Here is a 25,111-nt window from a genome sequence, read left to right as displayed (position 1 = left end):
AGTACTGCGGCACAGGGTCTTGCGCTGCAATGATGACGTCATGACCATTTCACGTCGTGGCGCACTGGCTGGGGCCGCCGGATCGGTGGCCGCCATGGCTCTCTCAACCAGCGCGCAAGCGCAGTCCTCGACCATTCTTCCCAGTGGCAGACAGTTCCCCATCGCAGCCGGGCGGCATCGGCTGGTCGTCGCCGAAGTCGGTGCGACACTGCGATCGTGGCGGGTCGACGACCGGGAACTACTGCTGACCCACGATGCCGACCAGCTCGGTGACAGCTTCCTCGGCAAGGTGTTGTTGCCGTGGGCCAACCGGATCGACAGTGCCACATACACCTTCGGCGGTGTCGAGTACCAGACACCGGCCAGCGAGAACTGGAGTGGCCACGCCATCCACGGCCTGGTCACCTGGGCGCCGTGGGCACTGGTGCGGCACGACCGGGACCGGGTCGTGCTTGGTCACACCTTGTTCCCGCAGTACGGATACCCGTTCACGATCGTGTTCCAGATCGAGTATCTGCTGCGGCCGCAAGGCGTTCAGGTCACGCTGACCGCATGCAACGCCGGACGGCAACCAGCCCCGCTGGGCACCGGCTATCACCCGTACTTCCGGGTCGACCCGAATGTCAATGCTGCCAAGCTGACCGTGCCGGCCACGACATACCTGACCAACAACGACATGCTGATCCCGATCGGCCGTGCCACGGTCGCGGGCACGCAGTACGACTTCCGGACGCACAAGCAGATCGGTGCGACCAAACTGGACGTTTGCTACACCGATCTGCAGCGCGTGGACGGCGTGGCCACCGCGACCGTGGAAACCCATAGCGGGCAACAGGTCCAGGTCTGGGTGGACGATACGCACAAGTTCATGCAGGTCTACACCGATGACGGCGCGCCGGGCAGGCCCGCACGCGCCGGCATCAGTGTCGAACCCATGACCTCCGCGCCCAACGCCTTCAACAGCGGCGACGGGCTGATCACGCTGGCACCCGGTCAGACCTACCGGGGCAGCTGGGGGCTAGGAGCCTAGCTTGAACTCCAGGATGGAACCGGGGTTGGCCAATGCGTTGGTAGGCTTTCCGGTTGCGTCCTTGGTGTTCCCGGTGCTGTCGGTGGCGACGTAGAACGTCTTGCCGTCAGGGCTGATCGCCGTGTCGCGGTACCGGTTGGTGGTTCGCCACAACGGTTCGACGGAGTCAACGCGCTTTCCGTCGTGCGTGAGCGCCAGCCGGTACACCGTGCCGTCCTTCAACGCCGGCATGAGCAGCGAGTTGTGCAACGCGCCGCGTGACACGAAGTCCAGGCTGGCAGGCGCGACAGTCGGCCAGCACAGGTACCACATCTCACCGTCCGCGCACTGCGGATCCATGAAGTTGTGGTCGCTGGGCACAGTGTGGAACGTCCTTATCGGAGGGACGAAGTCCGGGTGGTTCCACGAGGTCTCCGTGGCCTGCGGCACCGACGGCGGGATCTCGTAGTCGGAGAAGTCAAGCTGCTCGCAGTCCGGCGCGGCAGACCAGTTGCCATAGACATACGCCTTGTCGTCGCGGTATCCGGCAACATGAGGCCAGCCGTAGTTCTTGCCACGGCCGATGATGTTCACCTCGTCATCGGTCTTCGGCCCCTGCTCGCTGGAATACAGCAGGCCGTTCGTGCCGAAGACGAGCCCTTGGGCGTTGCGGTGGCCGTAGCTGAACACATGGCTGCGGACGCCGCCGAGCACCGGGTTGTCAGCCGGGATCGAGCCGTCCTGGTTGAGCCGCAGTACTTTCCCGCGATACGCGGTCCAGTCCTTGGCCTGCACCTCCGCCGCGGTCGGCAACCGCTGGGCCTGGATCGGCAGGCACTTCGCACCGAACTGGTTCGCACCCTGTTCGCCGATCGTGTAGTACAGCTTGCCGTCCGGGCCGAACACCAGGCGTGCCGACTGGTGATCGACACCGCCGGCCAGCCCGGTGATCACGTCCACCGGCTGGCCGAGCTGCTGGGTCTGCGGGTCGTACGTGTAGCGCGCGATCTTGGTCCGGGCCGCCTGCGCGGGCCCCGGATCGGAGTCGTAGGTGTAGGCGACGAAGACGTGGTCCCGGCCCTTGAGCAGTCCGGGATGCAACGCCATTCCCAGCACACCGTCCTGTGACCAGTCGGTGTGGATCGCGTCGGGAATCGTCACGGCCGTGTGCTGCGCGCCGGTCTGCGGATCGATCCGCAGCACGCGCAAGCCGCTTTTCTCGGTGGCCCAAAGCATGCCATCTGGACCGAAAGTGATCTCGTACGGGTCGGCGAGGCCGCTCGTCACGACCCTGCTGGTGAACGCGCGACCGGTCTCCGCTGTGGCAGCGGAGACCGGCGATACGGCAGTTACCAGCGTCAACGCCAAGGCAAGGCGTTTCACTAGGTGGTTCCTCCCCAGGTGTGCACGATTGAACGTGTACCTAGGTAGTACCAAACTGATCAACAATTCTCCAGGACGGCTTGCTCACGTACGGCCGCGGCGGCGTCCTTCTTGCGCAGTGCGACCATCCCGATCACAGCGAAGATCACCACGACCGCGGCGCCGATACCTGCGACGGTGTGCAGGCCCGAGGTGAACGCATCCCGTGCTGTGACAAGCAAACCGTCGGCCAGCGAGCCAGGCAGGGTGCTGGCTGCGTGCAGTGCGCCCGCCATGCTGTCGGTGGCCTGTGCCGCAGCCTCAGAAGGAACCCCGCCAGGAACAGAGATCTGGTCGCGGTAGATGGCGGTGCCGATGCTGCCGAACACCGCGATTCCCATGGCGATCCCGAATTCCGCGCTGGTCTCCGACAACGCGGACGCCGCGCCGGCCTTCTGCGGAGGCACCGAGCTGATCACCATCTCCGTGCACAGCACTCCCTGCGGGCCCATCCCGAACGAGGCGATGGACATGCCCAGCGCCACCAGGACCACGCCGTTGGGGCCGGAAGCCTGTGTGAACAAGACAAGTCCGCCCGCGGCGACCAGCATCCCGAAGCCCAGCACGAACTCCGGCCGGAACCGCTGCGCCAGCTTCGGCGCGATCAACGATCCGACGACGACCGCGAGCGCCTGCGGCACCAGCCACAGCCCGGCCTCGGCCGCGTCCAGCCCACCGACCATCTGCAGGTACTGGCTGACCAGCAGGAACACGCCGCCCATGGTGAGCGCGCCGACGAGCATGATGCTCACGGCCGCGCTGAACGCCCGGACCTTGAACAGCTGCAGGTCCAGCATCGGCTCCGCGAGCTGCCGCTGACGCCGGACGAACACCGTGCCCACGAACAGACCTGCCACCAGCACGATCACGTTGACCAGCGACAGCCCGTCCTTGGCGGTCTCCTTGAGCGCGTAGATGACCGGCAGGATCGTGCCCAGAGACAGCGCGACGCTCGCGAAGTCAAGGCGTCCGGCGGACTCGTCGCGGTACTCCGGCAGCAGCTTCGGGGCCGTGAGCAGCAGCAGAATCATCACCGGCACGCCCATCAGGAACACCGAGCCCCACCAGAAGTTCTCCAGCAGCACGCCGCCGACGACCGGGCCGACCACCATGCCGCCCATGAAGCAGCTCATCCACACCGCGATCGCGGTCCCGCGCTGCCTGGCGTCCTGGAACATGTTGCTGATCAGCGCCAGCGTGGAAGGCATGAGGGTGGCGCCCGCGACCCCCAGCGCGGCGCGGGCGCCGATCAACATCTGCGGGCTGGACGCGAAAGCCGCGACGATCGACGCCAGCCCGAAGGCCGCGCAGCCGTACATCAGGAGTTTTCGCCTGCCTATCCGGTCGCCGAGGGTGCCCATGGTGACCAGGAACCCGGCGATCATGAACCCGTAGATGTCGATGATCCACAGCAGCTGCGTGCTGCTCGGCTGCAGGTCGGCGGCCAGATGCGGGACTGCCAGGTGCAGCACGCTCATGTCCAGCGACAGCAGCAGTGTCGGCAGCGCCAGCACCGCCAGGCCCAGCCATTCGCGTCGTCCTGCCCTCATCGTCGTCTCCCTGTGCTGTGCGGTTCGGCTTTCACACTCCCGTCGATCGCCGGGCCGCCAGATCGACATCCGGCCGCCAAAAGGTTGAGAAATTTTTTCGTGGGCACCCGAACGCCGACAGCAAAACCGACGACAGGGGGTCCTCATGCCTGCTGGACGCACCACGATCATCGCTGTAGTGGCCGGATTCGCACTGGTCACAGCGGGATGCGGCGGCACCCAGCAGAACACCGGCCCGGCCACCGGCAGCAACACGGTCACCCAGCCGCCGTCGAGCACGTCCGGCACCGTGGATCAGGCCAAGGTCGACTTCGCCGACGACGTCTGCGGCGCGATGCAGGAGTTCATCACGCCCGCGACCTCCTTCAGGCCGGACACAAGCAGCCCGGCGGCGGCCCTCAACTCGCTGAAGACCCAGCTGGGCACGATGTCGACGGGCCTGGACAAGGCGAACAGGAAACTCACCGACGTCGACGCGGCCGGTGTCCCCGACGGCAAGGCAGCGGTGACCGAGCTGCAGAAGACCTTCACGCAGCTCAAGCAGACCGTGGACACGACAAAGACCAAGCTCGAGGGCGTGGATCCGAACAATCCCCAGGCCATCGGTGCCGCCGTTCAGAGCGTGTCCAAGGACCTCGCCGCCCTTGGCAACATGCAGAACCCGCTCGACCAGCCGGCACTGAAGTCCGCCGACATGGAAGCGGCCGCCAAACGCGCCCCTGCCTGCCAGAAGATCAAGACCCAGATCGGCGGCTCGGTCACCACCGGATCGGCCACCGTCACCCCCACTACCCGGTGAACCTGGCGGCCGGACGGCGCCTGAGGCGTCAGGGTTTGCGGGCGACCGCTCCGTAGGCGATCTGCTCGACGGTCGCCACCGGCCTGATGCGAGGACCGTCCGGCCACCAGTCGACCGCTGGGACCAAGCCGGGTTCGACCAGCTCAAGTCCGCAGAACATCGCTTCGATCTGTGCGGACGTCCGGCACCACCCGGATCCGACGGCGTTGAGCAGGTTCGTTTCCAGCTTCTGCGAGAGCTCGCTCAGCTCACTGCCGTCAGCCGGGTCGTAGAAGTGGCTGATGGCGACGTACGAGCCGGACGGCAGCGCGTCGATGTAGCGGGCCATCAGGTCGACGGGGTTGTCCTCGTCACTGATGTGGTGGAGCGTCCCGCACTGCATGAGCGCGAGCGGCCGGTTCATGTCCAGGTACCGGGTGACAGTGGGGTGGGCCAGAAGCGCTTCAGCGTCACGCAAGTTGGCGTCGACGAAGTGCGTCCGGTCGTTCTCCTCCAGCAGAGCCCGGCCGTGCGCGATCACCATCGGGTCGTTGTCCACGTAGACGACCGTGGTCTCGGGATTGACGCGCTGCGCCACCTGGTGGGTGTTCTCGGCGGTGGGCAGGCCCGATCCGCAGTCGAGGATCTGGTCGATCCCCGCGCCGGACGCCAGGAACCGCACCACCCTGATCAGCCACTGCCGGAACGTCCGGGTCAGCAGCGGCACCTCCGGGGTGATCTCCAGCGTCCTGCGGTAGACCTCGCGGTCCACCTCGTAGTGGTCCTTGCCGCCCAGGAACACGTCGTACACCCGGGCGACACTGGGTTTGGTGGTGTCGATGAACGGCAGTATCGGATCATCCGCGGAATTACCCTCAACGGCCGACATCTTCAGCCCACTCCTCGCTCTTGGCGGCCCGCACCCTTCGGCGTGCTCCCCGGCTACCCATTGTCCCCTGCGGTTCCCGAGTAGCTACTTTGGGTATGCATGCAGAGGCGGAACCGGCCGACGTATCACGAGCCGCGGGTCGTTGCTATGGGGGTTGGCTGACGCATGTTCAGCTGGGGGACGGTTTCAGTGACTATCGCGAGGCTTTCGGCGTACAGGTCTGGGCGGCGTTCCTGTTGGGGTAGCCATGCGCCTGGGTCTTCGCCGCGCGCCCAGGCTGCGGAGCGCCGGCAGCAGTAGGCCATGCTGTCGGTCCATTCGGCGACGAGGTAGCGCTTGCAGCGATCGTCGGCGAGTTCGGTGGCGCGTTGTTTCAGTCGCCATTCGTAGAAGTCGGCCCATTCTTCGTAGGCTGCCGCACGTTCGGCTGGGGTCAGGTCTTCGGCGTGGCGTGACCAGTGGGAGAAGTCGTCGTCGATGTAGTTGGCCAGGCCCGTCGGCCCGAGGAAGCGCGCAATGCGCGGCCACTGTTCGGAAATCTTTTTGCGGGCGGCTTTCCCAAGCAAGCGTTCGTCCACTGTGGCCACTTTCCGGTTCGTTGTAGGCTCCACTCAGGACGATAGACTTGATTCCCGGAAGGCGCTCGCCCTTCCGACGGTGGGAAGGAATGGCTCTATGCCTAACAAGCGTCAGCCCCCGCGACCCAGGGACCGGATCATCGGTGCCCGCCTGCGTGCGATTCGCAAAGAGCGAACCGATCTTAGCCTGGAGGCGGCCGCGAAGCTGCTGGAGTGGGGCCTGGCCACGATGTCCAGAATCGAGAACGGCCAGCGACATATCACCACCGAACACGTGGCGATGATCCTTACCGCATACCGGATTCCGTCCGCCGAGCGCGAAGACGTCATCGCGGAGGCGAGAGCAGAGAACTCATCCGGCTGGTGGGACCGCCCACTGCCCGGTGTTCCAGCCGAGATGGGAACTCTCGCCAGCTACGCGAATGATGCCAACAGCCTCACCGACTGGGCCGTATCACTGGTGCCAGGCCTGCTGCAAACCGAGGAGTACGCCATGGCGCTCATGCTCTCCGGCGACATTCCAGCAGATATCGCCGAACTGCGATGGTTGGCCAGGCGAAGGCGACAAAAGATCCTGGGTACGGTGGACTACGCGGCCTACATCAACGAAACCGCGCTACGGACGCCATTCGGTGGTTCCGATGGCCACAAGAAGCAACTCAAGCACCTTCTGGACGCGCGTGACCGTGGGATCCCTGTCAGAGTTCTGCGGCAACTCCTACCAGTCGCAGTGATTACCCACTCGTGGCTCTACATGACGTTCCCCACCACCACGCCTGTGGTCAACGTCGAGGTCGCTGAAGGCGGCGTCTACCTGCATGATGACCAAGCGGAGCCGTACACGCAGATGCTCGCCCAGCTAGATCACATAGCCCTTCCTATCCGCGAAAGCCAGAATATGCTTCGGACGATTCTGAAGGAGGCGTGAACATGAACTGGCGCAAGTCAAGCTTCAGCGGAACCGGCGGCAACTGCGTGGAGGTCAGGAATGACCTGGCCGCGATTCGCGACAGCAAGAATCCCCAGGGCCCCACTCTGACTGTCGATCTGGCGTCACTGCGGACCTTCCTCACAGCCCGCGGCTGAACTCCCGGTGGTCGCCGACCTGTCTGCACAACCAGGTCGGCGACCACCGATCAGCTTGGGAGCGATGACGTCAACCTGAACCACACAGTCAGGCCACCGGCTGGATTGCTCCGCGCGGCCACTTCCCCACCATGCGCCCGGATCACCTCCGCGACGATGGCCAAGCCCAATCCGCTGCCACCGCTGGCGCTGCGGCCGGGATCGCCACGGTAGAACCGGTCGAACATCCGCTCCAGCGCGGCAGGCTCCAAGCCTGGACCGCTGTCGGCCACCTCGACGTGCACACCTTCTGATCCATTGTGGAGAGTAACGGTCGAGGGTGCGTCGATCGGGGTGTGTGCCCGGATATTCGCCAGCAGGTTCGCCATCACCTGCCGCAGGCTGTGTTCGTCGCCTGCGACCACGCATGTTTCCGGCGCTTCCAGGATTATCCGGCGGCGGGGTTCGACGGCGATGGCGTCGGCCACTGAGTCACGCACCACGGCTGTGAGGTCCACCGGCTGGCTGAGCAGGGCCGGTTCCGCGTCCAGCCTGGCCAGGTACAGCAGGTCGTCCACGATCGCACCCATCCGGGTGGTTTCGTCGTCGAGCCGCCGCAACACGTCCGGGCGGTCCTGTTCGGTGACCATGCCTGAGGAAAGCAAGTGGAGATAGCCGCGGACCGACGTGAGCGGCGTGCGCAGTTCGTGCGAAGCGTCCGCGACGAAGCGCTGCAACCGTTCCTCCGAACGGGCCCGCGCGGACAAAGCGGCCTGGATACGGGCGAGCATCCCGTTCACCGCGCGGGTCAACCGGCCCACTTCGGTTCGCTCGCTGTCCACGATAGACACTCGACGGTCGAAGTCACCTCCGGAGATCGCCGTCGCGGTCGACGTAATGCCCTCAAGTGGCCGAAGTCGCCGCACGACAAGCAGCCGTGCCAGGAGTGCGAGACCGATCAGCAGGGCGACGGCAACGAGTGCCTCGATCAGAAGCAACTGCCGGACTGTTCCGTCAACGATGGCCAACGGGAGGCCGACCACCACGATCGCACCGGCCACCACCACCGCGACGACCCGATAATCGCCTGAGCCCGACTCGACGGTCACCGGAGTGCCTGTCTTCCCGTTCACCTTGTCGAGCAACGAACCGGTGGGCACGGACCGAGCGCCAGAGAGCCGGGTGACGATGCCGGACGGCGAACGGACCTCGACCAGGTACTCCGTCGGGGCGACCACGGCACGCAGATCCTGACCGGGTTCGGCGCCGTTGAAGAGTTGCTGGCCCCGGGCCGACGCGAGACTCGCCCCGCCTCGTAGCTGGTCGTCGGTGCGGTTCAGGAGATAGGCGCGTAACGCGACAGCACTCACGGCAGCGGCGACCACCAACACAGCCGTGGTAAGCGCGAGAATGCCTAGCAGCAACGAAGTCCGTAGGCTCATCCGCGACCCTCACGCAGGGCGTAGCCAAACCCTCGATGGGTCACGATCAACGGCCCGCCCAGTGCTTCGAGTTTGCGGCGCAGGTAGCCGATGTAGGTGTCGACCACCTTCGAGCCGCCGCCGAAGTCGTAGCTCCACACAGCATCCAGGATCTGTGCACGGGACAGCACTCGCTCCGGATTGAGCAACAGGTAGCGCAGCAACTTGAACTCGGTGGGCGACAGCTCGATCGGACGGCCTGCTCTGCGCACCAACATGGTGTTCTCGTCCAGTTCCACGTCGACATAACGCAGCATCGCCTCGGGCGGGCCCGTCGGCGCGGATTCGACCGTTCGGCGCAATACCGCGCGGACCCGCGCGACCAACTCGTCGACCGCGAACGGCTTGGTCACGTAGTCGTCTCCGCCGTACGTCAGTCCGGCCACCGTGTCGTGACGCGCATCCCGCGCGGTCAGGAACACGATGCCCACGCGGTGACCGTCCGCGCGTAGTCGGCGGCACACCTCGAAACCGTCGCCGTCCGGCAGCATCACGTCCAGTATCACCAGGTCCGGGCGATCCCGGTCAGCCGCGAGCAACGCCTCGGCGACTGTGCCGGCCGTGCTCACCAGGAAGCCGTGGAACTTCAGCACCGTGGCGAGCATGTCCACGATGTTGGGGTGGTCGTCGACCACCAGAATGCGTGCCGTCTCAGTCATCCCGGTCAGCACAGCACGGCCAGGTGTGAGTTCGGTGAGAACAGTGGATCACACACCGGATTCACACCTTTCTCTTGCCGGACTCCTGCCGTGCTGCCGCCGGGCTCACATCCCCCGCTGGTGGACTCATCGGCGCCTGATCAGAACACCCGAGGGGAAGAAGGGGAATGAAAAAGCTAACTCGTATATCGGCGTACGCGGCCGTTGTGTCAGCCACGATGTCGCTCGCCATCGTGTCGCTCGCAGGGACCGCCAGCGCACACGAAACCAGCTCGTACTCGCACGACGCCCGCGCCGGAGCGTACCCCCGCGATTGGATGGCCTACCTGCCCGGCACCACGACGCTCAGCGAGCTGTCCTTGCCGGGCACGCACGACACCGGCGCCTACAGAGTCGGGGGTGACTCGGTCTTCACCCAGTCCATGGATCTGGGCGAGCAGTTGAACGCGGGCATCCGGGCCTGGGACATCCGGCTGGGCCCGGACCCCATCGACAACAGGCTCAAGGTCTACCACGGTCCGGCCCCGCAACTGCTGGACTTCGAGAACGATGTGCTCGTCACGGCCACCAACTACCTCAAAATGCATCCCAACGAGTCCCTCGTGATGCGGATCAAGCAGAACCACGGTCCGAGCGAAGGCTTCGACACCCAGGTCAAGGCCGGCCTGGACAAGTACCCGTTGCAGGTGTACCAGGGCACCGGCGACAACCCGACCGTGCGTGAGATCCGCGGCAAGATCGTCGTACTGCAGGACTTCGGCTCAGCCGTCCGGATGGGTATCCCCTGGAATAGCCTGGCCAAGCAGGACGAGTACAACGTGAACGACAACTGGGACCTGGCCAACAAGTGGCACGCGGTCCGCAACCACCTGAACGCGGCGCAGTCCGGACCTCGGGACGTCACGTACGTCAACTTCCTGAGCGCCTCCGGCGGGTCGTTCCCCTACTTCATCGCCAGCGGGCACGTCGGCCCGGCGACCGATGCGTCCAGGCTGGTCACCGGATGGGTCAGAGAGGGCCCGTTCGACACCTGCCATCTCTCCTCGAAGTGCATTTCCGAGTACCCCAGCGTCGACTGCCTGGAGGTGCTGGGCCAGAAAATGGGCTGCACGGTCGTCTTCGAGGGCGTCAACATCATGACCCACAACGAGATCAACCGGCGTGGGTGGCCCAACCGGTACGGCATGATCATGATGGACTTCCCGGGCAGCCGCCTGATCGAGACGATCATCGACACCAACGACTTCCGGTCCATGCTCAAGGTCAAGGAGTCCGGCCGGTGCCTCGATGTCCCCAGCGCCACACCGCGCAACAGCATCATCGTCACGGTCTTCGACTGCCACGGCGGCCCCAACCAGCAGTGGTCGCGGACGCCCTTCGGGCAACTGGTGGTCTACGGCACGTACTGCCTTGACGTTCGCAACGGCGAGACCAAGGACAGCACCCCGGTCCAGATCTACGGTTGCAACGGTACCGGCGCACAGAAGTGGGAGCTCCGGCCGGACGGCCTGATCGTCAACCCGGCCTCCGGCAAGTGCCTTGACTCGACCAATGGCAGCGGCAACGGCGCACAGCTGGTGATCTATCCGTGCCACGGCAACACCAACCAGAGGTGGTCCCGTCTCTGACACCTCAGCAGCAGTGCCCGGCCGAACTGATCGGCCGGGCACTGTCCTGTTTAGACTATATCGGTTCAGGCGACTGCGTTGAGATTGCCGTCCGCACCGGCCAGGCAGCGGGCACTGTCGGCGCCGCTGTTGACGAACTGGGTCACGCAGCGGCCCAGCTGACCGTGAGCGGCGGCGTTGGGGTGGAAGGATTCCTGTGCCAAGTGGATTCCGATGGCGTCAAGCCCGCCGTATACCAGGGCATAGGGGTCGACCGTGATGCGGCGCTGCCACTCGTTGGAGGAGTTGCTGCCGCCGCTGCAGGCCTCGCGGCCCTCTGTAGCCCTGGAGAAATCCAGGAACCGAGCACCGGAACGGCTTGCCACACCACGAAGCGCTTCGTTGAACTGCGGTACCGCTTCGGTACGGCCGTATTTCGCATCGTTGATTTTGAACGGACAGCCCTGCGGTCCATGCAGGACCCGGTCCATCTTCTCGGTCAACGGCGACGCATAGGAAGTGAGTACGAGGGAGTAGCCGGAGTCGCTGTATCCGGCCTGCCGCATCGCGGATTTCACGTCGGCCAAGGCATTTTCCACCCGCGGTGCCATCGCCGCGAGCCGGCCCGGCCATTGCTGACGCAGTTTCGGCGCACAGCCGGAACTGAACGGATTGAACCATTCCTTGATGCAGCCGACCAACGTGTCGGCGAACGCCGGCTCGTCATTGGCACCGATCTGCACGATCACCATGGTCACGCGGTAGGTCCGCGCGATGTCGATCAATCGCCTGGCCTGTGAGCCTTCGGTGTAGTGCGTGGTGTCCGCCAGGGACACGTTCGCCGAGTCCGCGCCCGAGCACGCGAGGTTGAATGTCCGTTCTGCCAGCTGTGTCCGGTGGATCATCGAATTCACCGAGCGGTGGCACCAGTTGCCGTTCTCGCCACGCGTGCCGGGTTCGTAGTCACCGGCGCCCTCGCCGGACATCGCACTGTCCCCCAAGGAGACCACGGCTGTCTGCCGGTCGTCCGCGACTGCTTGTGGCGCAGCCAGAACCGACCCTGTCACCATCACAATGCTTGCCAGACCGAGCTTCCACCGACATAACGGCATTATCGCTCCCTCAGTCGCCCCGATGAGACCGTTGTTCAAACTACGAGCTGCCTTGCGGCGCCTCGATAAGCCGAACGGGTTCTCCTCGATTCCCGGCGCACCACGGTCACCGAGGGTGACGAAATCGCGAATTTGTTCGTGTGCATGTAAACCCAGATGAACCATTGCCCAGCCATCTCAAATCAACTTAAACTCACACCTTCGTTCCGCTAACGCAGGTGGTGAATCCCGCCATGGGCGACAAACGTCAGCTCAACGGGTTGTACTTCGGAGGATGGGGCGACTACCAACTGTGGGCCGATCACGACTTCCAGCCGCGGGAGACCGTGGCGGAGCCCGAGCCGGCCCTTCCTCCGGCCGTTGAGACTGAGCCTGTCTACGTCGCACCGCCGGTCCGGCAACCGGCGATCGAGATCATCGATGAATCCGACCCTAGGCCACTGGTACGCCCCTACACCCGCACCGGTGGCCGCACAAAACCGGTCCACGCCCTGGAGTTGGAGACGCTGCTGTCGTTCTCCCCCGCGTGGCAGGTCGACATGCACACGTTGCGTGCCGACCACCGCGCGATCTGCTCGGCGTGCGAGACTCCTCAGTCCACTGCGGAGTTGGCTGTCCATCTTGGACTGCCGCTCGGCGCCGCGCGCGTGCTGATCGCGGATGTGGTCGAACTCGGCCTGATCCACGTACACGAGCTCGAACTGGTCGGCAGCAGGCCGTCGATGGACCTGCTGGAGCGCGTGCACGCAGGGCTGCTCAGGCTGTAGACACGGCCGGTACCCACGGCTCCCGGCGTCCGAGGACGGGAGCCGGTCGAGTGCTGCTCAGACGTTGCGGATCGAGTTGAACACGTGCATCGCCCACGCGTGGTCTTCGGGCGTGTCGTGGATGCAGACGATGGCCATCATGCTGCCGGGGCGGATGGCGTACCCGTACAGCTCGTGCCTGATCTCCCCGTCGACGTCCTGCGTGAGCCAACGGGCGTCGCGGATCTCGTCGCCGTTCCGGGTCGTGAAGATCTGCTCCGGCGGGAGTTCCGGGAAATTCTCCAGCATCTGGGCGAGCATTTCATCCGCTGTCCGGTTCATCGGATCTCTGAGTTCGTCGACGAATACCGTCCGGCCCGGCCCGCTGTACTGCGTGGCGCCGGTTTCGACCACGCGGGCGGCCATTCCCGCGCTCCGCTCGATGCTCCAGCGTTCGCCGATCGTCTCCCGCACAGCCACCGGCAGCGCGTGCGCGAACCGGCTCAGTACATGGTCACGGTCCCAGACATCGGTCAGCAGCTTCTCGAACTCGGCGTCGTCGGACGCTTCGATGTAGGGGATCTCGTCGACGTCCTGAACCATGGCGGTGACCGGCGCGCCCAGTATCGCGTCGCCCCACGGGATGATCGAGTTGGCGAACGTGCCGTGCAGGACCACATCGACGTAGTCGCGTTTGTCCCAGACAGCCGCCACATGGTCCAGATCGGCGTCACCGATCTTGATCCAGACCCCGAAGACCACTTCGAGATCGCCGCTGAGCCGCACCGGCAGCAGGCACCGGGCGAACGAGCCCAGGCCGTCCACGCGCAGCAGCCCCGGAGTGATCTCGTGCAGGTTCTCCTCAGGCAGGCCGATCGCCGCGTCGGGCAACATCGCGCGGATGTCCATCCGGTCCGTCACCGCGATGGGAGCGTCGCAACACCCGCAACGGACTGTCTGGTCAGCAACCATGGCGTGCACCCTAGCGGTAGGCGCCTTCCATGATCGGGATCGCGTCGAAGGAGGCGTCGCATATGCCGTAGAACACCGTCTTGTTGCCAGCCGGAGCCTCATCACGCACTTGCCTGCGCGGGTCGCCGGTCTGCCATAAGTACATCGGCACATCCACGTCCGCTTCACCGGGTTCGTGGACCCATCTCGAGATGTACACGACCCGGTCGTGATCACCCTTGCCGAGAGATTCGTACCGCGCGTCCCGGGCAGGGCGCCGATCCGCCGCCTGCCAACGGATCAGGGCATGCAGCGGCGACTCTCCCCGCTGCACGTCGAACGGCTCGCCACCGACCGCCTGGACTTCCACGCTCGCGCAACGCTGTGCGAGCGACAGGCCGAACGCCGCGCCTTCCGCCGTGTCCGGGCTGATCGCCACCAACGTGCGGCCCGGGATCTCCGGGATCTGCCGGAGACTGCGAGCCGCACCCGCTGCCAGCGCGGGCCGCCACCGGTCGGTCGTCACCGCTTTCCACGCTGCCGCATACCGCATCGGCCGGATGCCTTCGCCTGGCTGGGCGATCCTGGCGGCGACCGTCATCGCCGTCTCGAACGGGATCGACACGCTGTCGAACAACCGCAAGTTCGCCAGCAGTCCGGGCACGGACATTGTGGACACGAGCCAGTCCCAGCCCTGGCGGTCCAGCGTACGTAACTTGTCGCGGCCGGCCCTGCCGTTCGGTCCCGGTGTCCGCCCGCGCGCACGCCTGAACACCTCGGCTTGCTTCTCGTCGGCGGCAACCGGATGCGTCAAAGCGATCACGTCCCGAAACCGCAACGGCCGCCTTGTCCGCACACCACCGCTCGTCCCGATGAACCTCGGCGACTCAATGTGACGCGCGTCCGAGTCGTAGCGCCACAACGCTTCTTCGTCGTACAGCCTGACAACCGCGTCCGCCACGCCACGCTTCACCGGCTTCGGTATCCGGCCGTACGTCGACAACCAATACGCGAGCAGATGCCCTGGATCATCAGCTCGCTGCAGCACCCCGTCGACCAGTTGCCGCGACAGCCCGTGCTCCCCTTTGGCCAACCGCTCCCGCACAAACGCCGCCACCCCAACCAATGCCGGGTAACGCATCGGCGTCTCCGCCCGCATCCACCTCAGAAACCGCGCCGTCCCCTCCGGATCGCGTCCCGTGTTCACCCGCACCAGTTCACAGAACCGCCTCGCCGCCGCCTCCGGCCACGCGAAGAACGCGTCCCCGTACCCGATCTTGCTCACCGTCTCCGCGACAAGCTCGTCCATCTCCTCCAGCTCCTGGTCCGTACCCACGGGCGGCAGGTCCGAGATCCGATGGGCGATGGGCCGGTCCTCGAGCACACGAGGGCGGCTACAGAACCGCTCCCAGCCATGCCGATATCAACCACTGCCCCTGCACCGGACCTGCTGCCCGCAGGCGCTCGAACGCTACCAAGGGGGTCCGACAATCCCGCCGGGCCGCTGGCTTGCTCACCGGATTCCACGCCGATTCGTGGACAAGGAACTGCCCGCAAGGCCGCCCTTTAAGGCGCCCGGATTCGCCTGACCCACCACGCCCGGTGCAACAACAATTCGGCAGGTGGGAGCGATCAACTGGGCAATCGGATGAGTGAGCACGACGCCGCTGTGACGCAAACGGCGTCACCGATCGAGGACCGAACGCCAGCGCCTGCGGCCGGCGAAATGCCTGTCGCGCTGGCGACGATCGGCGCTGCCGGGAATGCCGCTTTCGCGCGGCAAACGCGTAATTCGGGCAGCCATCTTGCGGGTTTGTCCGTGGCCGGGAACGCGGCCGTGCAGCGTGCCGTCGGCCGGCCTGGACAAGGCGGCGGTGCGGCACCGTCCGGGTTCACCGACAGGTTGGGCACTGCCGAAGCAGGACGGCCGATCCCCGACGAACACCGTCAAAGCCTGGAGTCTTCGTTCGGCACCTCGTTGGGTGATGTCCGGCTGCACATCGGGTCGCAGTCGAGTCAGCTCGCCGCGGAGGTGAGCGCGAACGCGTTCACCGTGAACAAGGACATCTACTTCGGCGAAGGCCAGTTCTCTCCCGGTTCGCAGCAGGGATACCACCTGCTGGCCCACGAAGTGACGCACACACTGCAACAAGGCGGGGCGTTGTCGGCGAGTTCGGCGACCGTGAGCGATCCCGCCGATGCGAGCGAGCGTGAGGCCGAGGACGTCGCCACGCGCGTGACGCAGCAGCGCTCAGCCGGAGATGTGCACGGTGTCGCGCCAGACGTCTCGCGAGACGCCACGGATCTGATCCCGGACTTCATCCTGGACGGCGTCAAGTCCGCGATCTCCGCGATCCCCGGTTACGACCTGCTCGCCGGCATCATCGGCAAGGACCCGATCACCGGCCAGCCGGTCCAGATGAGCCGCACACAGCTGATCGAGAAGCTGCTCACCTACGGGCCGTTCGGCGCCAACGTCGGCCAGGTGCTGCAGGCGGTCGACGTCCTGGGCGACGTGTACACACTGGTGACCGACGGGCTGTCGGCGCACAACCTGACCATGGCCCGGATCGAGCGGGACATCGGCGCGGCGTGGGACGAACTGTCGGTCACCAACGGCATCGACGGCAACGCCGCGATCGTGCGCCGGTACGTCGACGCGATCCTCAACGATGTCAGCGGTTTCGTCGGCGGGATCGTCGACCAGGTCATCGAGAAGGTCCGTGCGGTGGTCGCCGAGGTGGCCGAGCCGCACCTGCAGGGCCCGCAGATCAAACCGGTGTGGGACCTGGCGCGGAAGGTGCTGCACTACGACCCGTTGCGCGGCACCGACGTCAACGCGCCCACTGTGGAGATCCTGGGCGACTTCCTGCGTCTGATCGGCAAGGACCAGGTGCTCGCGCAGATGACCGAGCGCGGCACGTTGCAGCAGACCGCCGACTGGCTCGACACCCAGTTCGCCACGTTCGTGAGCATCAAGAACGACCTGCTCCAACTGTTCGCCGACGCGTGGGACGCGATCTCGCCACAGAACCTGCCCAGGCTGCTCGACACCCTGCCGCCGTTGGCGCAGCGGGCTTTCGACCTGGTCAAGCGAATCGGCGACTTCGCGTGGACGGTGATCAGCAAGGCGCTCGAGCTGATCAAGGCCTCGCTGCTGGGCTGGCTGTCGCAGCACGCCCACGAGATGCCCGGATTCCGGCTGATGACCGTGATGATCCGGCAGAACCCGTTCACCGGCGAAGCCGTGCCGCGCACCGCCGCGAACCTGATCGGCGGCTTCATCGCGTTGCTGCCCAACGGCGAGGCCACATATCAGCAACTGGCCGAGTCCGGCGTGATCGACGACGCGGCCGGCCGCATCGAGAGCGCGATGGCCCGGCTCAACATCACCACCGACCTGATCACCGGCACGTTCCTGGGCATCTGGAACAGTCTCACCCTCGACGACCTGCTGGCCCCGATTCCGGCGTTCGAACGGGTGCTGGCCCGGTTCCAGGATCCGCTCAACCGGATCCTGGAGTTCGTCACCGAGGTCGTGCAGGTCGTCATCGAGCTGATCCTCAAGCTGATGAACTTCCCGTCGGACCTGATCGGCAACATCGTCAGCAACGCCGCCGCGGCCATCGACGACATCCAGCGCGACCCGGTGGCGTTCCTGCTGAACATGTTGCAGGCGCTGAAGTCCGGCTTCATGGGCTTCTTCGACAACATCCTGCCGTTCCTGCTCGACGGGCTCACCTCATGGCTGTTGCGGGGACTGGGCCAGATCGGCATCACCCGGCCGCCCGACCTGTCGCTGGAGTCCATCCTCGGCCTGGCCCTGCAGGTGCTGGGCATCACCGCGGACTCGTTGTGGCAGAAGGTCGGCGAGCACATCGGGCCGGAACGCATGCAGCAGATGCGCGGCGGCGTCGACCGGCTCACCGGCGCCTGGCAGTTCATCAAGGACGTCCAGCAGGGTGGCGCGGCCGCGATCTGGCAGTACGTCACCGACCGGCTCAGCGGGCTCTGGGACACCGTCGTCGAGATGGCCAAGAACTGGATCATGTCGGAGATCGTCGAGAAGGTCACCGCGAAGCTGATCTCGATGCTGGACCCGACCGGCGTGATGGCCGTGATCAACAGCTTCATCGCGTTCTTCAACGCCATCCAGTCGGCCATCGAGTACCTACGCGACATCCTCACCATCGTCGACGAGTACGTCACCACATTCGCCCAGGTCGCGGCCGGCAACATCGTCCCCGGTGCCCAGAAGATCACCCAGGGCCTTGCGCACGCCGTGCCGATCGCCATCGGCTTCCTGGCAAACCAGGTCGGCATCGGCAACATCCCGGAGAAGATCGTCGAGATCATCACCGGTCTGCGGGAAATGGTCGACTCCGCCATCGACTGGCTGATCCAGCAGGCCGTCAGCCTGGGCCAGTCCGCCATGGGCGCCCTGGGCATCGGCGGCGAGCAGCCGGCCGCGGAGCAACCACCTGGCGCACCCGCGGCGCCGGTGCCGGGTGCCCCAGGCGAACTGGTGGTCAACGAGCCGCTCGACCTGGCCGACGGCGGCCACACCCTGCAGACCGACGGCGACTTCCACAACCTGGTGTTGCACTCGAACCCGATCCCGGTGTCGAGCGTGCCGAACCCCGCCCTCCAGGCGCTGTACCAGACCTACGTCACCGCAGCCACCGCCTACACCGCGAACCTCGCCCAGTACGACAATCCGGAATTCGCCAGAAGCCGCGGAGCAGAAGTCGGCATCCCGCCCGAGCGGGTGCGACTAGGAAAAGCAGAGGTCGAACGAGCGGTAGCGGCGATCAGAGCCTGGGTCCTGGCCAACGGCGTCCCACCCACCGACGCTCCAGGCCTCGGCGACGTACGTCCATACAGGGCGCAACACAGGCGATTCGACGACATTCTCGTCTGGCGCCTGGAAGCCGAGCACCTGATTCCCAACGGCTACTTCAACGCCATGCTCGAAGGACTCCGCCTGCCCCGAGTCACGGACGCCGAATACAGGTCGATGAGCACGGTCATGCTCTACGAACGCGCGGCCGAGTGGAAAACCTCCGGCGGAGGCGGCGACGAAGGCGACCGCCAGATCATGGACGAAATCCGCGACTGGGCCGACGCCTACATGGCAGAACTGCACGCAGACGGCGGCCTGGGATTCGGCGACAGTGCCGACGACGAACACGACCACATGATGTCCCGCTTCGCCCGTTTCATTACCGAAGCAGTCGACCGGACCCTCCGCCAAATCGCAGCGGAGCAGCAGACGAACGGTCCCAGCCGAGGCCACCCGGCCAACGCCTCCATGGCCGATTTCTACCGCCCCAAACTGGAAGAAGTAAAAGCCCGCCAACTGGCCCAGTTCGACGGAATACTCCACGAACGCCTCAGAAGATCGGCAGCAGGAGGCCGCACAACGTTCTGAGCCCACAATAAGAGACAAACCAGTACCAAACCCGGCAAAACCCGCCGAAAGGACCCCGCCCTTCGGGTTGGCCCACTGAGGGTCCTGTTGGCGGAGGCTGGGCGGACCGGATGGTCAGTCCGTCGGCTGGCGGTAGCCGAGCCGTCCGCGGGTGCCGATCAGGACCAGTACCGCGGTGACGGCCGCGCCTGCGGCCATGGCCTGCATCGCCTTGTCAGTGTCGATGCCGGGGAACGTCTCCGACCACATGACCGAGGCGAAGTTGTTGGCACTGACGTGCAGCAGCATCGCCAGCGGCAGGCTCTCCCCGGTGCGATTGAACACCCACGTCATCACCACGTTGAACGCGACGCAGAACACCGCGAACGCGACCGGGCGGGTCCAGTCCGCGTCCGGCCAGCCACCCCACTCGGTCAGGAACAACGGCAGGTGCCAGACCGCCCACAATGGACCGAGGATCATCGTTCCGGCCAGCGGGCCGAACTTGCGCTGCATGCGCGGCAGCGCGAAATCCCGCCAGCCCGGTTCCTCGGCAAGGCCGGTAGTCATCATCTGGAGCAACAGGGCAGGCACGTAGGCGGCGAGCGCCATCATCGAGGGCGCGGCGATCTGCCCACCGGAGAACGCCAACCCGGTGACCAGCATCGCCGCCGGCACACCGAGCAGGGTGATGGCGTACCAGTGCCAGCGAACCCGCCAGCGCCACATCCGGCTGACCCACCGCCGCAACCCCGCCCGCCCGTCGGCGATCGCGGTGACCAGCAGCGCCGAGGTGATGGGGCCGAGATAGGCGCCGGGCAGCACACCGGTCAGCTGGGTGCTCCCGAGAAACTCCGGGAGCCGGTAGGCCCACCAGCCGAGCCCGTCCTGCGAAAGGACGTAGGGCATCCAGGCCAGCCAGCTCAACAGGTTGGCGAGCAGGAAGAAGCTCAGCAACGGATGGCGGCGCACCACCCCGCGCACGCCACCGGCACCAGGGGGATCCGGCGGCCGGGGACCGGGGTCGGTGAGCGGCGGGGTGTGGTTCGAAGTCGTCATGGCCGCAATCCTGCGCACGCGCGAAGTCCGTCACGAGCGGCAAACGACCGAAGCTCCCGGGTGCCATCCAAAGATGCAACATCCCGGTCTCAGAGCACGCGCTCCGGGCCGGGTACGGCGACGACGCGGTTCTGGTAGGCCCACACAACGGCCTGGAGCCGGGAGGTCACGCCGAGCTTGGGCAGCATCCGGGCCAGGTGCGACTTGATCGTCGACACCTCCACGACCAGAGTACGGGCGATGTCGTCGTTGGACATTCCCTCCGCGAGCAGCAACAGGATGTCGTGCTCGCGCGGGGTGAGCAGCTCCTCGACCCGTCGCCCGGCCACCGGCTGCAGCCGGCGCCGGTGCACGAACTCGCGCAGGATGCGCCGGGTCAGCGTCTGGTCGATCGTGCCCCGTCCGGCGGCCACCTGCCGGACCGCGTGCACGATGTCATCCGGTTCGGAATCCTTGAGCAGAAACCCGGAGGCCCCGGCCTCCAGCGCGCCGAACACGTAGTCGTCGAGGTCGAAGGTCGTGAGCACGAGCACCGGCACCTGGGGGTCGGCATGTGGCGCGCACAGCTCCCGCGCCACGTCGATGCCACTGCGGCCGGGCATCCGGATATCGAGGCAGGCGAGGTCGGGCACCAGCTCACGCGCCATGGTCAGTGCCCGCGCCCCGTCACAGGCGACGCCGACGACCTCGATGTCCGGCTCGGCGGTCAGCAGTGCCGTCAAGCCGGTGCGCACCAGGGGTTGGTCATCGGCGATGAGCACGCGGATCAAGGGGGGACCTCCGGAAGGCTCGCGGGCGCGCACATCGTACTGACCGTCTCCCCGAGCGGAAGTCTCAGCCGCACCTCCCAGCCACCCTCCGGAGTGGGGCCGTGGTCGAGATCGGCGCCGACCAGCTGGGCCCGCTCGGCCATGCCCACCAGGCCGAACCCGCCACCCGGACCCGGGTCGGGGCTGGTGGGCACGCCGTTGCGCACGCTGATCGTGAGCCGCCCCTCGCGTGGCGCGCCGACCTCGACCGTGCAGGGCGCACCCGGTGCGTGCGCCGCGGCGTTGGCCAGTGACTCCTGCACCATCCGGTAGGCGACCAACTGGGCCAGCGGCCCCGGCTCCTCCCAGCACGGCGGCATGCACAGCTCGATCTCGGCGCCCGCCGCCCGCCGGGCCTCGACGAGCCCGGCCAGCGCGTCGAGGGTCTCCACCGGACGGACCCCATCGGTCTCCTCACGCAGCAGACCGACCAGCCGTCGCAGGTCGGCGAGCACGGCACGGCTCTGCTCCCGGATCTGGGCCACCGAGTGCCTGGCCGTGGCGGGACTGGTGTCGATCTGCCGGGCAACCACCGCGGCCAGCATCGCGATACCGGACAGGTGATGGGCGGCGATGTCGTGGAGCTCCCGCGACAACGCCGTGCGCTGCCGCGAGATCGCCGCCTGCAGGAGCGCATCCTGCTCCCGGCGCAGAGCCGCCAGCTCCAGCCGACGCGCCTCATGCGCGTCCCGCCGCGCCGCAAGCACCGAACCAACCAGCAGCGGCAGCCCGATCACCAGCAAGGCCTGCAACGCCGCACTCATCCCGGCCGCGCCCACCCCGGACGCGCCGCGGGCACCCGCGGTAACGAACTGTCCGGTGAGTAGTAACCCCGCCGCGGCAAGCAAAGGCGCCCACAACGGCCGCGCCGGACGGGCTGTGACGGCGACGAACACCGACACCAGCACAGCGATGGCGGTGAGCGTGAACGCCGATCCCGGTGCCACTGGAACCAGCACCAACGCCACGGCGGTCACCCCGGGCAACACCACCGCGGGGGCCCTACCGGCCCAGGCGACCATCACGGCCTGCACCAGCAGCACCGCCATGACCATCCACCACGCCGCCCCACCAGGACCCGGCACCGGCCCGAGGTCGGGGTCGGCCTCGGCCGCGCTGGGCAGAAACAGCAGCATGCCGATCGCCGCCACACCACTGCCAAACGCGGCAACCAGACGCGGAGGCCAGGACCTATGTGATGGCGAGGTAACGGGAACCATGTCGGCCTCCACGGATCGCTGACGAACAGTATCTGCCCACGCTCCCTGCCGTCCTCGCGAGCAGCCGACGCCACGGTCCGGCGGGCGGTGACCTGCCCATGATCGATCACGGCGGTACGCCACCCGCCGCCACCGGCCCCGTTTGCACCAAAAGTAGGAGACGACCGGCTTTCGCCTTTTCGCCGATGTGCCCGCAGCCCGCGGCCCACCACGATGGATCTTGTAGGACAGCCGCCGGGCGGCCCGCAGGACCAGGAAGGAACGAGGTATGGGCACCGGTAAGCGCGCACCCGAAATCACCGGCATGACTGACACGGACGCGGCACCTCGCAGGTTGCCCCACGAGCTCCTGTGGGTTCTGCTGACCCTGGCCGTCGCGGCGAACACCGGCGCGTCCCTGTTCTCGATGTCAGTCGCTGTCGGGGTGGTTTTCGGCGTGGTCGCGCTCGGGCTGGCCGCGCTCCTGGCGTACGACCACTACCGGCGACGCACCCGGCGGAGCAAGCACTTTCTCGGCGTCGCCAGTGAAAGTCAGATGAAATCATTTGTTCGGAAACTGGAGTTTCACATGGGAAAGAACATCTTGTTCGCAGCGATCGCAGCGCTCGGCTTGACTCTGTCAGGCGCGGCTCTCGCACCTGCTGCGCTGGCCGGGCCGGCGAACGAACCCGCCGCCGAAGTCATGTCGGGTTGCCAAGACGACAAACGAAACGCACGGGCGCTTCTTCGTGAACTGGGACGGCCAACCGGCTCCGACGACGCAGTGTTCCTCTACAATCAGATGCAGTGGGTGTGGGACAACTACCCCGGCGCAGTGCGTCTGCGTGCCCAGGACATTCGCCGGCGTATGGAGGCGAACTGCTAAGGACCTCAGCCACCCTTGCAGAGTGTGTGAACGTCGTAATTCTGAGGCGAATCACTGAGCGCGAACAACTTGCGGCGAACCCCTCAAATCGGCAGGCGAGCGCGTTCGGCAAACGCGCGATAAGCGGCAGGTGAGTGTGTTGGTCGTGCGCCACCGGGGGTGCGGCCGGCGGTCACGGTCTCGCCGCCGCGTTGCGCGGCTCGGGGCGCCGACGATGGGTGCTGGCTCCCATCATTACGGTCATCGATGATGGTCACTATGGATTTGGTCTGGCTCGACGCGACAGAACTGGCCCGCCTGATAGCCGTCGGCGAGGTTACCGCGGTCGAGGTCGTGCAGGCGCATCTGGATCGCATCGAGGCGCTGGGCGAGCGGGTCAACGCGTTCGTCACCGTGCTGGGCGAGCAGGCCCTCGCCGCTGCCGCTCGCCCGCGTACCGGGCCGCTGGGTGGCGTGCCGTTCACGATCAAGGACTCGTTCGACACCGAGGGTGTGCGGACCACCCGGGGATCGTCGTTGTTCGCCGATCACGTGCCGGAGGCCGACGCCACCGCCGTGGCACGGCTGCGGGCTGCGGGCGGCATCCCGTTGGCGAAGACCAACCTGCCGGAGATGTCGTACTGGACCGAGACCGACAACCTGGTCGCCGGCCGGTCACTCAACCCCTACGACCCCGAGCGCACCCCCGGCGGCTCCAGCGGTGGCGAGTCCGCGGCCATCGCGGCGGGTCTGTCGCCGCTCGGCCTGGGCAGCGACGTCGCGATCTCCGTGCGCGGACCGGCCCACGACACCGGCATCGCCTCGATCAAACCCACCCACGGCCGGGTGCCGTGCACCGGTCATTTCCCGCACGTACTGCGGCGGTGGTGGCACACCGGCCCGATGGCGCGCAGCGTGCGCGACCTGCGCCTGGCGCTGTCCCTGCTGGAAGGCCCCGACAGGCTGGACCCCTACGCGGTCGCCCTGCCCGCCGCCGCCCGGATCGGCGGGCCCGTCCGGATCGGCGGGCCCGTCCGGATCGGCTGGACCACCGACGCGTTCGGCCCGATCGACCCCGAGGTGGCCGGCACGGTGACCGCGGCGGCCACGGCCTTGTCGGGCCTCGGTTTCCCGGTCGAGCAGGTCGGCATCCCGTGGCTCGCCGAGCACGACTGCACGCCGATTTCGGCGACGCTGTTCACCGCCGAGATGCTGCCCTACCTGCGCGGCATCACAGCCGGCCGGGAGGCGGAGTTGCACCCGGTGATCGCGCGGACGCTCCAGGCACCCGACGTCACGATCGCCGACTACCTCGCCGCCGAGCGGGAGGTGGAACAGCTGAGGTCAATGTTCGCGGGCTGGTTCCAGGACTACGACGTGCTCGTCTGCCCGGTCGTGACGATCCCGGCGCCGCCGCATGCGCAATCCAGTTACGTTGTTGGCGGGGAGAAAGTACCGGCCCGCAACGTCATGCGGGCGACGGTGCCCTTCAACCTCACCGGCCTACCCGCCGTCTCGCTGCCGTTCGGGACGACCGCGAGCGGCCTGCCCATCGGCGTCCAGCTCGTCGGCACCTGGTGGGCCGACCACGACCTCCTCGCACTGGCCGAACGACTCGAATCGGTCAGCCCGGTCCGCGACCGTCGCCCGCCACTCCAGCGCGGCTGACGACCTGATGCGCGCTGTGTCTCTTTATGAAACAACCTGGGCTAATCGAGATCGCGTCCTAGTATCCCACCCCCGCCCCAAAAAGGTAAAAGCAAACCCCCCGGCTCGATTTTACATGGAGTGGAGGCGGCCGTAAGCTATCTGGCGAGGTTGGCCCCCAACAAGACTTTGACCGGGATTGCGGCATAAGTCAGAGGGCCTGCCTCTTCAGCCAACCAAGGCCGCCTCAGAGGCTCCATGTCAAATCGAGCCGA

Annotated in this window: 21 protein-coding genes; 9 read left to right on the top strand and 12 right to left on the bottom strand. The window is 66.4% G+C overall.

What is annotated here, in order from left to right:
- Nucleotides 1-40: 40 nt before the first annotated feature.
- On the top strand, nt 41-1,030 hold the full coding sequence (locus JOF56_RS35580; protein ID WP_209643825.1) for an aldose 1-epimerase family protein: 990 nt from the start codon (nt 41-43) through the stop codon (nt 1,028-1,030).
- On the opposite strand, the gene JOF56_RS35575 is transcribed toward JOF56_RS35580, so the two are convergent.
- Together JOF56_RS35575 and JOF56_RS35570 are read right to left on the bottom strand one after the other, a co-directional pair.
- On the bottom strand, nt 1,019-2,392 hold the full coding sequence (locus tag JOF56_RS35575; protein ID WP_209643824.1) for a glucose/sorbosone family PQQ-dependent dehydrogenase: 1,374 nt from the start codon (nt 2,390-2,392) through the stop codon (nt 1,019-1,021). The genes JOF56_RS35580 and JOF56_RS35575 overlap by 12 nt on opposite strands.
- A 59-nt stretch (nt 2,393-2,451) precedes the next feature.
- Nucleotides 2,452-3,981: an MFS transporter gene (locus tag JOF56_RS35570; protein WP_209643823.1), complete on the bottom strand. Its 1,530-nt coding sequence runs from the start codon at nt 3,979-3,981 to the stop codon at nt 2,452-2,454.
- Nucleotides 3,982-4,126: 145 nt separating this feature from the next.
- Between JOF56_RS35570 and JOF56_RS35565 the strand changes: the two genes are divergently transcribed.
- A complete protein-coding gene (locus tag JOF56_RS35565) occupies nt 4,127-4,780 on the top strand; it encodes a hypothetical protein (RefSeq protein ID WP_209643822.1) in 654 nt (217 codons plus the stop codon).
- 28 nt (nt 4,781-4,808) lie between these two features.
- Here JOF56_RS35565 and JOF56_RS35560 read toward each other — a convergent pair whose 3' ends face one another.
- Both JOF56_RS35560 and JOF56_RS35555 read right to left on the bottom strand, forming a co-directional pair.
- Entirely contained in the window at nt 4,809-5,648 is an 840-nt protein-coding gene (locus JOF56_RS35560) for an SAM-dependent methyltransferase (protein ID WP_209643821.1), read from the bottom strand.
- Nucleotides 5,649-5,773: 125 nt separating this feature from the next.
- Nucleotides 5,774-6,226, bottom strand: coding sequence for a hypothetical protein (locus JOF56_RS35555; RefSeq protein WP_209643820.1), 453 nt, complete (start codon nt 6,224-6,226; stop codon nt 5,774-5,776).
- A 97-nt stretch (nt 6,227-6,323) separates the two neighbouring features.
- On the opposite strand from JOF56_RS35555, the gene JOF56_RS35550 reads away from it, so the two are divergent.
- Nucleotides 6,324-7,154 carry a helix-turn-helix domain-containing protein gene (locus JOF56_RS35550; protein WP_209643819.1) on the top strand — a complete coding sequence of 277 codons (831 nt, stop codon included), beginning with the start codon at nt 6,324-6,326 and terminating at the stop codon, nt 7,152-7,154.
- 2 nt (nt 7,155-7,156) lie between these two features.
- Complete coding sequence (locus tag JOF56_RS35545; protein WP_209643818.1) at nt 7,157-7,312, top strand: DUF397 domain-containing protein; 156 nt, start codon at nt 7,157-7,159, stop codon at nt 7,310-7,312.
- A 50-nt stretch (nt 7,313-7,362) separates the two neighbouring features.
- On the opposite strand, the gene JOF56_RS35540 is transcribed toward JOF56_RS35545, so the two are convergent.
- Both JOF56_RS35540 and JOF56_RS35535 read right to left on the bottom strand, forming a co-directional pair.
- Nucleotides 7,363-8,733 (bottom strand): sensor histidine kinase, encoded by a 1,371-nt coding sequence (locus JOF56_RS35540; protein WP_209643817.1) that lies wholly within the window; start codon nt 8,731-8,733, stop codon nt 7,363-7,365.
- On the bottom strand, nt 8,730-9,431 hold the full coding sequence (locus tag JOF56_RS35535) for a response regulator transcription factor (RefSeq protein ID WP_209643816.1): 702 nt from the start codon (nt 9,429-9,431) through the stop codon (nt 8,730-8,732). Before JOF56_RS35535 ends, JOF56_RS35540 begins: the two co-directional genes overlap by 4 nt.
- Nucleotides 9,432-9,637: 206 nt before the next feature.
- On the opposite strand from JOF56_RS35535, the gene JOF56_RS60310 reads away from it, so the two are divergent.
- Nucleotides 9,638-11,059 (top strand): ricin-type beta-trefoil lectin domain protein, encoded by a 1,422-nt coding sequence (locus tag JOF56_RS60310; protein ID WP_209643815.1) that lies wholly within the window; start codon nt 9,638-9,640, stop codon nt 11,057-11,059.
- A gap of 65 nt (nt 11,060-11,124) precedes the next feature.
- On the opposite strand, the gene JOF56_RS35525 is transcribed toward JOF56_RS60310, so the two are convergent.
- Nucleotides 11,125-12,108 carry a GDSL-type esterase/lipase family protein gene (locus JOF56_RS35525; protein ID WP_209648667.1) on the bottom strand — a complete coding sequence of 328 codons (984 nt, stop codon included), beginning with the start codon at nt 12,106-12,108 and terminating at the stop codon, nt 11,125-11,127.
- A 275-nt stretch (nt 12,109-12,383) separates the two neighbouring features.
- Between JOF56_RS35525 and JOF56_RS35520 the strand changes: the two genes are divergently transcribed.
- Nucleotides 12,384-12,917 (top strand): DUF742 domain-containing protein, encoded by a 534-nt coding sequence (locus tag JOF56_RS35520; RefSeq protein WP_209643814.1) that lies wholly within the window; start codon nt 12,384-12,386, stop codon nt 12,915-12,917.
- 57 nt (nt 12,918-12,974) lie between these two features.
- Here JOF56_RS35520 and JOF56_RS35515 read toward each other — a convergent pair whose 3' ends face one another.
- The gene (locus JOF56_RS35515) at nt 12,975-13,868 is read right to left on the bottom strand and encodes a DUF2199 domain-containing protein (protein ID WP_209643813.1); all 894 of its coding nucleotides are present in this window, start codon (nt 13,866-13,868) and stop codon (nt 12,975-12,977) included.
- A gap of 10 nt (nt 13,869-13,878) precedes the next feature.
- Entirely contained in the window at nt 13,879-15,231 is a 1,353-nt protein-coding gene (locus tag JOF56_RS35510; protein WP_209643812.1) for a hypothetical protein, read from the bottom strand.
- Between the two features lie 264 nt (nt 15,232-15,495).
- Between JOF56_RS35510 and JOF56_RS35505 the strand changes: the two genes are divergently transcribed.
- Nucleotides 15,496-19,278, top strand: a complete 3,783-nt coding sequence (locus tag JOF56_RS35505) for an eCIS core domain-containing protein (RefSeq protein WP_209643811.1) — start codon at nt 15,496-15,498, stop codon at nt 19,276-19,278.
- Between the two features lie 114 nt (nt 19,279-19,392).
- On the opposite strand, the gene JOF56_RS35500 is transcribed toward JOF56_RS35505, so the two are convergent.
- The 3 genes from JOF56_RS35500 to JOF56_RS35490 form a co-directional block, all read right to left on the bottom strand.
- Nucleotides 19,393-20,316: a CPBP family intramembrane glutamic endopeptidase gene (locus tag JOF56_RS35500; protein WP_209643810.1), complete on the bottom strand. Its 924-nt coding sequence runs from the start codon at nt 20,314-20,316 to the stop codon at nt 19,393-19,395.
- Nucleotides 20,317-20,405: 89 nt separating this feature from the next.
- The gene (locus tag JOF56_RS35495) at nt 20,406-21,077 is read right to left on the bottom strand and encodes a response regulator (RefSeq protein WP_307855814.1); all 672 of its coding nucleotides are present in this window, start codon (nt 21,075-21,077) and stop codon (nt 20,406-20,408) included.
- A 5-nt stretch (nt 21,078-21,082) separates the two neighbouring features.
- The gene (locus JOF56_RS35490) at nt 21,083-22,261 is read right to left on the bottom strand and encodes a sensor histidine kinase (RefSeq protein WP_209643808.1); all 1,179 of its coding nucleotides are present in this window, start codon (nt 22,259-22,261) and stop codon (nt 21,083-21,085) included.
- A gap of 352 nt (nt 22,262-22,613) precedes the next feature.
- Between JOF56_RS35490 and JOF56_RS35485 the strand changes: the two genes are divergently transcribed.
- Together JOF56_RS35485 and JOF56_RS35480 are read left to right on the top strand one after the other, a co-directional pair.
- The gene (locus JOF56_RS35485) at nt 22,614-23,210 is read left to right on the top strand and encodes a hypothetical protein (RefSeq protein WP_209643807.1); all 597 of its coding nucleotides are present in this window, start codon (nt 22,614-22,616) and stop codon (nt 23,208-23,210) included.
- A 258-nt stretch (nt 23,211-23,468) separates the two neighbouring features.
- Nucleotides 23,469-24,857 (top strand): amidase, encoded by a 1,389-nt coding sequence (locus JOF56_RS35480; RefSeq protein ID WP_245378511.1) that lies wholly within the window; start codon nt 23,469-23,471, stop codon nt 24,855-24,857.
- Nucleotides 24,858-25,111: the final 254 nt, after the last annotated feature.

Origin of the sequence: Kibdelosporangium banguiense, assembly GCF_017876405.1 — a bacterium.
GTDB lineage: Bacteria > Actinomycetota > Actinomycetes > Mycobacteriales > Pseudonocardiaceae > Kibdelosporangium > Kibdelosporangium banguiense.
This window is presented reverse-complemented; position numbering and strand designations above follow the sequence as displayed.